The organism is Echinicola salinicaeni (genome assembly GCF_014280965.1).
GTDB classification, from domain to species: Bacteria; Bacteroidota; Bacteroidia; order Cytophagales; family Cyclobacteriaceae; genus Echinicola; species Echinicola salinicaeni.
The window spans coordinates 401,452-415,846 of record NZ_JACODZ010000004.1 but is presented as its reverse complement, the minus strand read 5'-3'; the positions used below and the strand labels follow the sequence as shown (position 1 = coordinate 415,846).

Genomic DNA, 14,395 nt, shown 5'->3' with positions numbered 1-14,395 from the left:
CTTCTGCATGGTACACAGAAACGATATTTACTAACCTTCTCTGCTGACTACATAACAATAATCAGAACAACTATTGCCAACCAAATAATGGCAGACGCAGCCAGAAACACCTTAAATTTGTCGTCGCTCATCTTCCTTTTTATTTTAATATACAAAACAGAGAGGACAATAGCAACAAACAAAACAACACAAAGCATTGATTAACAACGAAATACACCGTTTTTTATTGTAAAAAGAGGTGTTCCTTAACTAAAAAACACCTTTTTATAACAGAAACCTTGCATTAAATAACTTATACACTTTCTGTAAATTCATGATAATGTTTTTGGTTTTTTGAAACATTATCTACGTTCCAACTAATTCTTTTTTCCTTCGCGTATTTTCTGACTTGACAATTGGATACTTGACAATAGTGGCAGCATTTTTCAGGAATGCAGGGATCTGCATGCACAAATACTTCCACATACCCCTTAAGATTTTCTTCCAAGACAGCCTCCACCTTTTCTACCTCATCATGAACATCTTTCAATTCGAAATAATAGGGCAAGGTCAGGTGTAAATCAATATGTTTATCAGCCCCATACTGCTGTACCCGCATATTATGAATATCTATCCAGTTGTTCTTCCTATACTTATTGAGCAACTTAACAACTGTAATCATGGAACTTGGATTTCTTTCATCCATTAAACCTGCTACAGACCTTCTCACAAGCCCATAACCATTATAGACGATATACATGGCAAACAGCAATGAAAATACACCATCAAGAACCCCATAACCTGTAAAATAAATAACTGCTACCCCTAAAATCAGTACGAAACTACTTATGGCATCTGTCAAAATATGCCTACCATCAGCCTCTAGGGTAAGACTTTCCAATTCCTTTCCTTTTGTGAGTAACATATACCCCATCAGACCATTGACTAAGCCAGATATCCCTACCAAAGCCATTCCTTTGGGAAGATCACTCAATTCAGCAGGAAAGAAAAAACTATATACAGACTGATAAATTATAAAGATCCCAGCAAGTATGATAAGAACACCTTCGATTCCCGCACTAAAAAACTCGATCTTACCGTGACCATAGGGATGGTTTTGATCTCTAGGAAGGGAACTCAAATGAATGCTGTAAAAAGCAAAACCAGATGCCACCACATTCACAATACTCTCAAGAGCATCAGTTAATATCGCATTGGATTTTGTGATATAATAAGAATAAAACTTCATGATCAGTAGCAATACACTTACTATGAATGAAGCAATAATCCAATGCTTACGGGGATTTTTCACAAGTATTATTTATTATATATCTATCAGAAAAGACCTACAAAATTTCCTGAACATTCTCAGGAGGTCTACCGATTACGGCTTTATCACCTTTTACTACTATTGGTCGTTCAATCAAAATGGGATTCTCCACCATAATTTCCACCAATTCTTCCTCCGTAAATGATTTTCCCTTGAAATTTTCTTTCCAGGTCTTCTCATTTTTCCTAATCAACTCTTCCGCCTTTATACCCAACATGGCCAAAATAGATTTCAACTCTTCGGCAGATGGAGGGTTCTCCAAATATTTAACAATTTCAATTTCTCCATCATCAACTTGCTCTTGAACCAACTTCAAACTATTTCTGCTTTTCCCACATCGTGGATTATGATAAACCTTAACTTTACTCATCTTTCTTAAATATTTAAATCAAAAGTAGCCATTCGACAGACAAAATAAAACCTTGTTTTGATCTCACTCCCTTCAAAACTACCATCAAAAACATAATTTTATTTGGATTATAAAATTTACAAAAAATACGCTGCTCGACAACCAATAGCTATTCAAAATCTCTATTAGGCTTATAAATGATTTTCAGCATCTCCTACTTAAATCAATTATATTAAATCCTTTCATTAAATTTGCCCTTGACATTCAAAAGTTGGAAACATAGCTTTCCTCTATACATCAAATTCAGTAAGTCCAATTACTAGTATGCAGTTTACTACTCAAAACATCTTTACATATCTCCTTATAACTCTATTTGGTATTATATCAATCTCTTGTGACTCCATAGAAGACAAAAAAGGAAGATTCCTTCTGAAGGGCAACAATAAATTAATGGAAAGTGACTACCAGAGTGCCATTGAATACTATAATGAAGCACTAAAATTGGACCCCAATTTTGATAACGCATACTACAACAGAGGCATAGCCTACAGCGCTATGGCTAAATTTGATCCAGCCATCCATGACTTTTCTAAAGCCATCGAATTGACCCCTTCTTATCAGGACGCCTATTATCAAAGAAGCATTACCTATCTGGACAACGGCGAAAACTACAAAAGTCTTGCTGATGCTGAACTTCTCATAGAGCTAGCTCCAGAGGACTACAGGGGCTATTTTGTCAAAGGACTGGTGATGGAACAATTAAACCGCTTCGAGGAATCCTTGGCATCATTTTCAAAAGCAATAGAAAAAAACAGCAGCATAGCAGACCTTTATGTCAACAGGGCTACCATCAGTTATTACCTCGAAGATTTTGAAACTGCCTTAACTGACTTGGAAAAAGCGGTACAGATCAATCCAAAAGAAGCCAATATTTATAATATTAAATCCCTAATCGCTTTCGAAAAAGATGATTTGTCAACTGCTATCAGTTGGGTTGAGAAAGCTATTGAACTAAACCCTTCTCAGGCCTATTTTTATAATAACAGAGGTCTTTACTTGCTCTTCAAGGGAGAATTGGAAAAAGGATTGGATGATATCAATTTAAGCCTTAAACAAAACAGCAAAAACCTTTTCGCATTAAGAAACAAAGGCATCTACTATTATCTAAAAGGTAATAAAACACTTGCAATAAAATACCTAGAGGATGTTTACAGTAAAAATCCAGAAATTAAACTAACTAAAAAATATTTGGAACTAGCTCAAGAAATATAATGCTGCAACAGGTTTTCAATACTTTTTTGTAGCACCAAAGCATTAATGGGCTTAGAAACAAAGTCATCAATATTACTTTTCTTCAATCCCTCTGCCACCTCTCTTCTGGATGCAGCAGTGAGCGCAATAATAGGAATATCAAACCTCTCTTTGATGATTTTGGAAGCCTCCAAACCATCAATTACTGGCATTTGAATATCCATCAGGATGATATCATAAGTCTTGTCAAAAACAGCCGCAATAGCCTCTTCACCATTGGACACCCTATCGCAAGAGTATCCCCATCCCTTAAGAATTTTCATCACCACCATGGCATTGACCTGGTTGTCTTCAGCCAATAGCACTTGAATATTCTGTCTAAACGACTTATTATTTATAAATGTATTTCCATTTCTCGGCAACTCATCCAATTCAAAAGACAAATGCTTCTTAGGCGTGTCATACTTTTCGAAGCTTATCTCAAATGAAAAACTACTGCCAACACCTACCTCAGATTCCAAATTGATTTGACTACCCATATTTTCTAGCAGTCTCTTTGTAATAGGCATACCTAAGCCGGTTCCGCCATACTTGGTATCAAAGGATTCAGTCACCTGGTCAAACTCATTAAAAACTTTATTGAAGTCCTTTTTATCTATGCCTACCCCATTGTCCTTAACTTCAAAGTAAATCTTAGCTTCTTTTGGACTATGGTCAATCATAGTAACTGTTACATCCACCCTACCCTCATGAGTAAACTTAAGGGCATTGGTTATAAGGTTATTCAATATTTGAGAAAGCCTCACCTTGTCCCCCAGCACAGTAAAATCTACTTTATCTGAAATAATCAGGTTCAGGTCATTTTTTGACTCCAAGGCTTGAAACCTCAGGCTATTCACAACCTGTTCCATCAACTGCTTCAAATTAAATGGCTTTGATTCCAGAACAATCTTCCCAGCTTCTATCTTTTGGAAATCTAAAAGATCATTGATCATTATGATCAAATTGTCTACTGCAAAGCTGATGGTATTAAGCAAAGGCTCCTGTGAACTATAATGCTCTTCCCCTAGCAAGGTAAAAACCGATCCTGAAATCGTATTCAAAGGCGTCCTAATGTCATGGGTAATCATTGAAATAAAATCAGATTTCACCTTACTGGCATTCAAAGCCAAATTCTTATGATTCTCAAGCTCTAATTCCCGCTCTTTGAAATCTGAAATATCCAATAAACAGCCATACCAATTCATGTCACCAGTAGGACCTTCTTCTGGTCTGGCCATTCCTTGAGCCCAAACCAATCCATCTCTACCTTCCAGTTTAAGCCTGAAAGTACAATTCCACATCGACAATAATCTAGTCGAATGCACCAAGGACTGTAGCACCTTTCCTACGTCCTGGGAATAAACCATACTCAACAGATAATCAATACCCTTAACTTCCCCGTTAGATGATTGGGGCTCGTTAAAAATATTCATTCCACCGTCACTGAAGTATTTGAAATTCATCTTCCCCTCTTCTGTCATATTCATCTGAAAGAGGGTGTTGGGAATTTTATCTATTAGATTTTTATAAAAACTGGAACATTTTTCCTTGGGACTGGTCGATGCACTTCCTTTGGTGCTTTCCATTGTATCCAGCTCCACCAAGCTACCATTTTGAAAAATAAAATAATTGGCATCTTCTTCTCCTACTATAAAAGAATAATATGCATTATGGTATTTGATCGTAACCTGATCACCAGTAGTAAGACTACTTCTATCCAAACCAAAATCCGAAAGGCTCTTCCTTCTTAAATCCATTCCTAGTGCCTCTCGAAAAGAACGGTTCTCAAAGACCACACGGTAGGGTGCGTTTTTCTCTACCAAAAATACCATTTCTGGAGATTGATCAAGTATCTTTCTAAAAACACTGGTCATTATTGCATTATCCTTTCAGCTATAGAAGTTTAAAATAGGCGAATCTTTCTGCTATTTCAAAAGGTTTTTTTTACTTATATCAATAAAATATAACTAAACACAGGGTTAAGTTAGCAAATCCACCCTCTTAAAAAAATAAATCAACACAAAATTCTGATTTTAAACACCATATACCCATACAAAAAACATCACCTTGTTCATCCTAATTGCTCATCACCACTCAGAATTAGTTTATATCAGAAAATTTTTTCCTTAAAACGAAAGATCAAACCACAAAAAAAGGCTTGTTGATTCACATCAACAAGCCTTTTAAATCTATATTCTTACCTGGTCAATTACGCTTGTTGCGCTTTGATCAAGTTAAGTGCAGAACCTGCTTTGAACCATCCAATCTGAGCTTCATTATAGCTATGGTTGGCAACAATCACATCCTTAGAACCATCTGCATGAACAAACTCTAATTTGAGAGGTTTGTCTGGAGCAAATTGGTCTAGATCAAGGAAGTTGATAGTGTCATCTTCCTGAACTTTATCATAATCAGCTTCATTATCAAAGGTCAAAGCAAGCATCCCTTGCTTCTTCAAGTTGGTTTCGTGAATTCTAGCAAAAGACTTCACCAAAACAGCTTTCACGCCAAGGTGTCTAGGCTCCATTGCAGCATGCTCTCTTGAAGAACCTTCACCATAGTTATGGTCACCCACAACAATAGTTGGTACTCCAGCTTCTTTATAAGCTCTTTGAGTAGCTGGAACAGCACCATATTCACCTGTCAACTGGCTTTTCACAGAGTTCGTCTCTTCATTAAAGGCATTGACAGCCCCAATAAGACAGTTATCAGAAATATTATCCAAATGACCTCTGAATCTCAACCATGGACCGGCCATAGAAATATGGTCAGTAGTACACTTACCGAAGGCTTTGATCAAAAGTTTCGCTCCTGTAATATTCTTACCATCCCAAGCAGCAAATGGTTCCAATAATTGAAGACGCTTAGAATCTGGATTCACCACTACCTCTACACCACTTCCATCTTCTGCTGGAGCCTGGTATCCATTATCCTCTACAGAGAATCCCTTTTCAGGAAGCTCATCTCCTTTAGGCGGATCAAGCTTCACCTCTTGACCATCAGCATTCACCAACTTATCAGTAAGTGGGTTGAAACCTAAATCACCAGAAATAGCAATTGCAGCCACCATTTCAGGAGAGGTCACAAAGGCATGCGTATTTGGGTTACCATCAGCACGCTTAGAGAAGTTTCTATTAAAAGAGTGAACGATGGTATTTTTTTCTTGCTTATCAGCGCCTGTTCTTGCCCACTGTCCAATACAAGGCCCACAAGCATTTGTAAAGATCGTTGCATCCAAATCTTCAAAGATTCTCAACAAACCATCTCTATCTGCAGTGAATCTCACCTGCTCAGAACCTGGGTTAATACCAAATTCAGCTTTTGTTTTCAATTTTTTATCTACAGCCTGCTGTGCAATGGAAGAAGCTCTTGACAAATCTTCATAAGAAGAGTTGGTACAAGAACCGATCAATCCCCACTCCACTTTAGTAGGCCAACCATTTTTCTCCGCTTCTGCTCTGATCTGAGATACAGGAGTAGCTCTATCTGGAGTAAAGGGACCGTTGATATGAGGCTCAAGGGTGGAAAGATCAATTTCAATTACTTGATCAAAGTATTGCTCAGGATTGGCATACACTTCATCATCTCCAGTCAAATGTTCCTTAACTTCATTAGCCAATTCGGCTACGTCTGCTCTATCGGTCGCTTTCAAATAACGCTCCATGGATTCGTCATATCCGAAAGTAGAAGTTGTCGCTCCAATCTCAGCACCCATATTACAGATAGTACCTTTACCTGTAGCAGAAAGTGACTTGGCTCCTTCTCCGAAGTATTCTACGATACAGCCCGTACCACCTTTTACAGTTAGGATACCAGCAACTTTCAAGATGACATCTTTAGCTGAAGTCCAACCGTTCATTTTCCCGGTCAACTTCACACCAATCAATTTTGGAAACTTAAGTTCCCAAGCCATACCGGCCATCACGTCCACGGCATCAGCACCACCAACACCAATGGCTACCATACCAAGACCACCAGCATTCACCGTATGTGAATCGGTACCGATCATCATACCACCTGGGAATGCATAGTTTTCAAGAACTACCTGGTGAATGATACCTGCACCTGGCTTCCAGAATCCAATTCCGTATTTGTTTGAAACAGATTCCAAAAAGTTAAAAACCTCACCACTTGCAGTAAGAGAACTTCTCAAATCATCCTTCGCACCATTTTGTGCCAAGATCAGGTGATCACAGTGAGCAGTTGAAGGCACTGCCACTTTTTCTTTACCTGCTTGCATAAACTGCAAAAGCGCCATTTGGGCTGTTGCATCTTGCATGGCAACCCTATCTGGAGCAAAATCCACATAAGACTTTCCTCTCTCAAAGTTCTCAGTAGCGTCTCCGTTCCAAAGGTGAGCGTAAAGTATTTTCTCTGCTAAAGTAAGTGGTTTACCCACCACCTTCCTGGCAGCTGCGATACGCTCAGGATACTTCGCATATACTGCCTTGATCATTTCTATATCAAATGCCATTTGAAATGAATTATTTTAGTGATAACTTGATTTCATTTAAATCGTTGGCAAAGATACAGTTTTAGGCGAAAAATAGAAGTAAAACCTAAGTATTGTTACTTATTTATAAGGGTTTAAAATAACCCTTTAATAGTTCCTAAACAGCCTTTTGACCAATAAACAGTATATCAAAAGCCCCATATTATTCCCAAAACCAAAACAGAAAGGCCAACAAGAAAAAAATAAATAGTATACCTCAACAAATCCTTTGGAAGCACACCTGTAATTGCCAACAAGGGCAAAGCCCAAAAAGGCTGCAACATATTGGTCAACTGATCTCCATAAGCCATTACCATGATCATTTTAGAAACTGAAAGTCCCATCTGGGAAGCAGTTTCCACAATCACAGGTCCCTGGACAGCCCATTGTCCTCCCCCCGAAGGCACAAACAAATTAATCATCGCTGCACTAAAAAAGGTCAACAGTGGAAAAGTATCAGGAGAAGATATATCCACAAAATACCCAGCGATCAGCAGCAGCAAACCTGACGATTTAAACACGCCTAAAATACCCGCATAAAAAGGGAACTGCAAAACAATCCCAGCTGCCCCCTTCAGGGCCACTTCAATGGCTCTGACATAATTATTGAGACTTTTATGAAGCAATAAACCTAGCCCCATAAGCAAAAAATTAATATAATTGAGACTGATAAAACTAAGTTTCAAATTAGTCCCAGTCCAGAAATCTCCAATTGCTAAAACACATATAATCCCCCCTACTATCCAGCCCAATGAATCTTTCCCTTGGAAGTTGATCCGCCCCCCTTTATCTTGAACGGGTTTGTAGGTGTATTTTTTCTTTGAGAGTAACCATAAGCCAATCAAAAGACCAATTAGCAAGAACAAATTAATTCGAAGATTAAAAGCACTTAAAATGGTTTCAGACACTGGTATCACCCCTATTTCCCCCTCTAAAAAATGTCCTTTTTCAGCCACCTTTAATGGCGCTGATCCTGAAAATCCCCCATGCCAAATCATCATTCCCAGATACCCTGATGCGGACACCAAAGAATAATTAATTTTCACCCTTTTAAAAGTTGTTCTCTCACCAATCCTCCTAGCGAGAATCGCCCCAAACACCAGTCCAAACCCCCAATTTAAATACCCTGCCAATAGCGTCGAAATCCCAGTAACCAGAACAGCTTGGGTATTATTTTTCACAGTAGAGGCAACGGCGTCCAAGACATTCGAAACGGGCTTCGAAATAGCCAAAGCATGGCCAAAAATCAATATCAGAACCATCTGAAGAGTGAATTCCAGAAGCCCCCAAACACCATCTTTCCAATAAGCTAAAACTTGCCAGGAATAGCTCAAAAAATCATCTTCAACTGGCTTGGTGGCCATCACGGCCCACAAAACACTAATTGCGGAAAGCGCAAGGGCCAGGTCAAATGGTGTTGGAAAAGAAAATTTTAATTGTTTGATCAACAAAGCATTCGGGTTTACTGGTATAAAAGTTTATGATACTTAATATAGTGCCTTTGACCATATAATGCATCATCAAACTACCCCAAAACCCAAACTTAACTTGATTTACAAGCCTATCAAAAATGCAATAGTATCAACATGATCTGCATAATCACTCACTGATGGCTGCTGGGCCTTACCGAAACTAAAACTACCAGGATACCAAGCATCCTTACTGACAACACATTGAATCTTTCCTCCCTTATCATTTAATTCTTCCTGCAATTTCATCCTGTCTTCATACACCTCATAATACAATACTGCTATCGGTGAAACCAACTCTTCACTCTCCTTACAAAGCAGAAAACCATTATCCAAATGAGCTTCACCGTTTACCAAATAAATGGATTTATTATAATCGTAATTATTAAGGTATTTATGATGGCTTAACATAAAATGATAGCCCTCTATAGCGTCCAAAAAAACTTTAAGTTGCTGATCATCAGGCAAATATATCTTGGACACATTCCTACATCCTAATCCAAAATACTGAAAAATATCCTTGGCCAGTTCCTGATAATCCGTCTTTGATTCCGAACCATCCAGTACAGCAACCGAGGTCCTGTTTTTTCTTATTATACTAGGATACTTACCAAAATAATATTCAAAATAACGTGCAGAGTTATCACTGCCAGTTGCTATATAGGCATCCATTCCTTTGAGCATTTCCTCAAAGAACACCTTATTCGCCATTTCCGGGGCCAGTTCAAATAACTGCCCCACCAACCATTTGATCAGCACCTGATCAGTTGAACTCAACTTCACATGGGCATTATGCCCAGCAAGTAAAACAGCCATCAAATCATGAAAACCAACTGCTGGGATATTGCCTGCCATCAGTACTCCAACTTTTTTTGAATAAACCTGGTTAGGAATTTTATACTTCCTCATCCATTCATTCATCACTGTTTCATCCAACATCTTCACTATTGCCTGCAGTGCCAACTTTACTTGGTCAGGTGTAAACCAATTATTATTGTTTTCAGCTCTAAATGCCAATTCATCCAGCTCGTATTCCTGTAAGGCATCAATTCTCTTTCCTAAAGCAACGAAGGCATTGATTCTCTCTTGGAGGGTCATTCTAAATATAATTTTTATCTTAAGCCACAAAGGTATTTATTTTGAACTTAAAAAGTGAATTATGTAATAATAAGCTAGATTCATTATAAATTATTTAGCAGTTCTTTTTTTATATTGGTATATTGTCATATGCTTCTTAATTTTGAGCTAGAATTAAAAAAAGGAGATTATAATGGCAATAATGATAACCGACGAATGCATCAACTGTGGTGCATGTGAACCTGAATGCCCTAACACTGCTATCTATGAAGGTGGCATTGAATGGACTTGGGGTGGAGGTACTGAACTTAACGAGGCAAAATTAGAAGACGGTACTGTAGTAGATGCAAATGAACCACAAGAACCTGTATCAGATGAATTCTACTATATCGTAACTGGAAAATGTACAGAATGTACTGGATTCCATGAGGAACCCCAATGCGCTGCTGTATGTCCCGTGGACTGCTGCGTAGATGATCCCGACAATCCGGAATCCGAAGAAGAATTGCTTGCCAAAAAGCAATACCTTCATGCAGAATAAAAATTAGGAGTGGTTTAGGCCACTCTTTTTTTTTACCTATTACCCAAAAAAACAGACTGATTATTAACCTATTACAGAAAAAATAAGCCTCACATTAAAAAAAAACCTTCTTTGCCCTTGAATTTGAATTGTTAATTGATTTAACTTGTCATCTGTATTATAAATCCTTGAAATAAGTAATTAAAAATTTTGGAAAGTGGAAGAGAATAAAGGACACGACAGAGAGGAGATTTTCTCAAGAAAAGTAAAAGCAGGTAAAAGAACTTACTTTTTCGACGTAAAGTCAACCAGATCTAACGATTATTACCTTACTATTACTGAAAGCAAAAGAAAGGTAAGAGATGACAATTTCGTTTACGAAAAACACAAGATTTTCTTGTACAAAGAAGATTTCTCAAAATTTGTTGACGCGCTACAAGAAACTGTAGACCATGTCAAAACTGAATTAATGCCAGATTTCGACTTCTCTCAATACGAAGTAGAAGCTGAAACAAGCACCGAAGACAAGTTTGGAGAAGATCTGAAATGGGATTAATCCCAAAAAAAAATCTAAGGAGACTGTAGCAATTCAATGGCCTGTTCTGCATGGGCTAAACTGGAAATGATCAAAAATTTATTTGATCATTTGTGGAATTGGTACAGTCTCTTTCCTATTTTTACTATATGCAGAAACTAGTTATCTGGATATTAGCCATTATCCTTACCATCCTTTTATTAGGCTGGTATTTTTCCAATATAGCCTTTTACTTTATCATCTCATTGGTTATAGCAGCAGCACTTAGGCCATTAACCAATAGAATCAATAGTGTTCACATTTTGGGGCAACACCTCCCTCGATGGATAGCAATTATTTGTTCATTCGCTACTATTGGATTGGTGTTCTTTCTAATTTCACTCCTTTTTGTACCTCTGGTAGCTGTTCAAATTGAAACTATTCAAAACATAGACGTTCAATTTTTCTACGAGCAAATTCAAGAACCAATAGATAAGATTGAAGCTTTTTTAATCAAGCTAAACCTTATGACGGACAATCCGGGTGCACTATTTCTTCAATTTAAAAACACCTTGTTTTCCAGTTTGAGAGAAATTAATTTTCAAGGTTTTCTCAATGGCATCATCAACACCACAAGCTCGCTTTTGATTACCTTGATGGCAGTAGTATTTATTTCCTTTTTCCTCTTATTGGAAAATGGATTACTTCGAAGAAACATCATCAACCAGGTACCCAATAAATATTTCGAATTATCTGTGGCCACATTTCATAAAGTAGAAAGGTTACTTTCCAATTATCTTTTGGGACTCTTAATTCAAATGACCTCTATTTTCACAGTGGCATCGGTTGGATTATCCTTGGCAAATGTCCAATATGCACTTACCATAGGGATTTTTGCAGCTGTAGCCAACCTTATCCCTTATGCAGGCCCACTTCTGGGGGCTACTTTTGGTGTTTTGGTAGGACTATCCACTGGTGACTTTGTTGGTACTTCTGAAATGACTTTCTTCATCTTTAAGATTCTAAGTGTATTTTTGGTAGTTCAATTAACTGATAATATAATTTTACAGCCCTTAATTTTCTCTAAATCAGTAAAAGCGCATCCACTTGAAATTTTTGTTATTATCTTTGCGGGAGCAAAAGTCGGCGGTATCATGGGAATGATTTTTGCAATCCCTGTTTACACCATCTTTCGGGTTTCCTTTCAGGAATTCTACAAGGGGTATAAACAATACCGCATATTTAGAAATTAACATATAAAAATAAATGGCATTACAGTGTGGTATCGTTGGTTTGCCCAACGTAGGAAAATCAACTTTATTCAATGCACTATCCAGTGCAAAAGCAGAGGCTGCAAACTTTCCATTTTGTACTATTGAGCCAAATGTCGGGGTTGTAACTGTCCCTGATGAAAGGTTGAGTATTTTGGAAAACTTGGTCAACCCTGAAAGGGTTATGCCTACTGTTATTGAATTTGTGGACATTGCAGGCTTGGTTAAAGGAGCCAGCAAAGGTGAAGGTCTTGGAAATAAGTTCTTGGCCAATATCAGAGAAGTAGATGCTATCGTTCATGTAATCCGTTGTTTCAACGATGACAATGTAGTCCATGTGGCAGGCAGTGTCGACCCAATTTTTGACAAAGAAGTAATAGATACGGAGTTACAACTTAAAGATCTTGAATCAGTAGACAAAAAGATTCAAAGGTTAGAGAAAATAGCTAAGTCAGGAGATGCAAAGGCAAAAAAACATCTAGAAATCCTGCAAATATTCAAAGAAGGATTAAAAGCAGGCAAAAATGCACGTGCCATTGATGTAGAAAAAGAAGACTTAGAAGCCATCCAGGACATCCACCTTTTGACCATTAAACCGGTACTCTATCTAGCCAATGTGGACGAAGCCAGTATCCTTACAGGCAATGAGTATGTAGATAAGTTAAAAGAAAACGTGAAGGATGAAAATGCTGAAGTCATCACCCTTTGTGCAGCCATTGAATCCCAAATTGCTGAGTTTGATGATCCTGAGGAAAAAGAAATGTTCCTAGGGGAATACGGACTGGAAGAAAGTGGACTCAACAAGCTTATCAGAGGAGCTTACTCTCTACTAAACCTTATCACGTATTTCACCGCCGGTGTTCAAGAAGTTAGGGCTTGGACTATCCAAAAAGGCTGGAAAGCACCAGCTGCTGCAGGAGTAATTCACACTGATTTTGAAAGAGGGTTTATTAAATCCGAGGTCATCAAATTAGCGGATTATGAAAAGTTTAAATCAGAAGCTGCATGCCGTGAAAACGGAAAAATTTCCATAGAAGGTAAGGATTACGTAGTCCAAGACGGTGATATCATGCATTTTAGATTCAATGTTTAACATTATTCAGAATTTTATTGTAGTTTTGCCAACATACGGATTACTACGACGTTGTTAATAATATAGTAATCTTCAATATTAAATATTGTTTAACTTTTCATTTTTAATGCCGTGAGAATAAGATTAATATTTTCCTTAAAAAACAAAGGCGCTTATTTACCCTTTCACCACCAGTACATTTTGGCCCAATTCCTTAAAGGTCTAATTGTAAAAGGAGGACGTGAAGAGTTTTTCAACTACAATTACTTCAACTTCTCTGGTCTAAAAGGACAGACCAAAGTAAGTAGAAGCGGCTTACATTATTACTCAAGCTTAGTTACCCTAGTGCTTTCATCACCCAATGAAGACTTTCTTGACTATTTGCTAGAGCAAGTGTTTAAAACGCCTAAAATTGAGTTAGGAAATCTCATCATTTCACCTGAGTACACCGAAAAGGAAGCGGAACCAGAATTGGAGCCTTCAAACAAATTTGTTTGTATTTCTCCATTGGTACTGTTGACGCCAACTTTCAATGATGATTCTGGTAAGCGATTCATTAATCCGGACACGGATGAATTCTCTGATTTGCTTTATGAATCTACGTTGACAAGAATGGAACGTTCTGGTTGGTACACCCAAGAACAAATGGAATCTTTCTACAAGTTCCAGGTAGTTCCTGACATGAATTATGTAAATAAGCTGAAAGAACAGCAAAAGAAATTTGCTAGGATTTACTCTGTGTATGACATGGATGTCAAATATGAAGTAAGGGGTTACACCCTGCCATTTACTTTATACGCGGCTCATGAAGTACAGGACTTTGTGTTCAAGTGTGGGCTGGGAGCATTTACCCATAAAGGATTTGGCATGCTAGACCTTGCCAATAACTCCCCTAGTCAACGTACGGAACCTTATAAGTTCAAGAGAGAGGGTTTTGTCCCTTACAAATCTAAACAGCAGGATGCCTCATCCAAAGATGAGGAAGAAAGCGAAGATTAAGAAAAAGCCCTGATTTGATCAGGGCTTTTT

12 protein-coding genes are annotated in these 14,395 nt (G+C 37.8%); 6 read left to right on the top strand and 6 right to left on the bottom strand.

Features of this window, described 5'->3' with window-relative positions:
* Positions 1-292: 292 nt before the first annotated feature.
* The gene (locus H7U17_RS09670; protein WP_186756500.1) at positions 293-1,291 is read right to left on the bottom strand and encodes a cation diffusion facilitator family transporter; all 999 of its coding nucleotides are present in this window, start codon (positions 1,289-1,291) and stop codon (positions 293-295) included.
* A 34-nt stretch (positions 1,292-1,325) separates the two neighbouring features.
* Positions 1,326-1,679: an arsenate reductase (glutaredoxin) gene (gene arsC / locus H7U17_RS09665; RefSeq protein ID WP_186756499.1), complete on the bottom strand. Its 354-nt coding sequence runs from the start codon at positions 1,677-1,679 to the stop codon at positions 1,326-1,328.
* Positions 1,680-1,982: 303 nt separating this feature from the next.
* Between arsC and H7U17_RS09660 the strand changes: the two genes are divergently transcribed.
* A complete protein-coding gene (locus tag H7U17_RS09660) occupies positions 1,983-2,930 on the top strand; it encodes a tetratricopeptide repeat protein (protein ID WP_186756498.1) in 948 nt (315 codons plus the stop codon).
* On the opposite strand, the gene H7U17_RS09655 is transcribed toward H7U17_RS09660, so the two are convergent.
* The 4 genes from H7U17_RS09655 to H7U17_RS09640 form a co-directional block, all read right to left on the bottom strand.
* Positions 2,918-4,825: an ATP-binding protein gene (locus H7U17_RS09655; RefSeq protein ID WP_186756497.1), complete on the bottom strand. Its 1,908-nt coding sequence runs from the start codon at positions 4,823-4,825 to the stop codon at positions 2,918-2,920. The two genes, H7U17_RS09660 and H7U17_RS09655, sit on opposite strands and share 13 nt — an antisense overlap.
* A gap of 335 nt (positions 4,826-5,160) precedes the next feature.
* The gene (locus H7U17_RS09650) at positions 5,161-7,425 is read right to left on the bottom strand and encodes an aconitate hydratase (RefSeq protein WP_186756496.1); all 2,265 of its coding nucleotides are present in this window, start codon (positions 7,423-7,425) and stop codon (positions 5,161-5,163) included.
* Positions 7,426-7,592: 167 nt separating this feature from the next.
* A complete protein-coding gene (locus H7U17_RS09645; protein ID WP_230981344.1) occupies positions 7,593-8,891 on the bottom strand; it encodes a TIGR00366 family protein in 1,299 nt (432 codons plus the stop codon).
* A 105-nt stretch (positions 8,892-8,996) separates the two neighbouring features.
* Entirely contained in the window at positions 8,997-10,010 is a 1,014-nt protein-coding gene (locus H7U17_RS09640) for an acyl-CoA reductase (protein WP_186756494.1), read from the bottom strand.
* 172 nt (positions 10,011-10,182) lie between these two features.
* Here H7U17_RS09640 and H7U17_RS09635 point away from each other — a divergent pair, with 172 nt between their 5' ends.
* From H7U17_RS09635 to cas6, 5 genes are all read left to right on the top strand, one after another.
* The gene (locus H7U17_RS09635; RefSeq protein WP_186756493.1) at positions 10,183-10,530 is read left to right on the top strand and encodes a 4Fe-4S binding protein; all 348 of its coding nucleotides are present in this window, start codon (positions 10,183-10,185) and stop codon (positions 10,528-10,530) included.
* A gap of 196 nt (positions 10,531-10,726) precedes the next feature.
* The gene (locus H7U17_RS09630; protein WP_186756492.1) at positions 10,727-11,065 is read left to right on the top strand and encodes a DUF3276 family protein; all 339 of its coding nucleotides are present in this window, start codon (positions 10,727-10,729) and stop codon (positions 11,063-11,065) included.
* A gap of 128 nt (positions 11,066-11,193) precedes the next feature.
* Positions 11,194-12,276: an AI-2E family transporter gene (locus H7U17_RS09625; RefSeq protein WP_186756491.1), complete on the top strand. Its 1,083-nt coding sequence runs from the start codon at positions 11,194-11,196 to the stop codon at positions 12,274-12,276.
* Between the two features lie 13 nt (positions 12,277-12,289).
* Complete coding sequence (gene ychF / locus H7U17_RS09620) at positions 12,290-13,387, top strand: redox-regulated ATPase YchF (RefSeq protein ID WP_186756490.1); 1,098 nt, start codon at positions 12,290-12,292, stop codon at positions 13,385-13,387.
* A gap of 111 nt (positions 13,388-13,498) precedes the next feature.
* Positions 13,499-14,365, top strand: a complete 867-nt coding sequence (gene cas6 / locus H7U17_RS09615; RefSeq protein WP_186756489.1) for a CRISPR-associated endoribonuclease Cas6 — start codon at positions 13,499-13,501, stop codon at positions 14,363-14,365.
* Positions 14,366-14,395 lie beyond the last annotated feature (30 nt).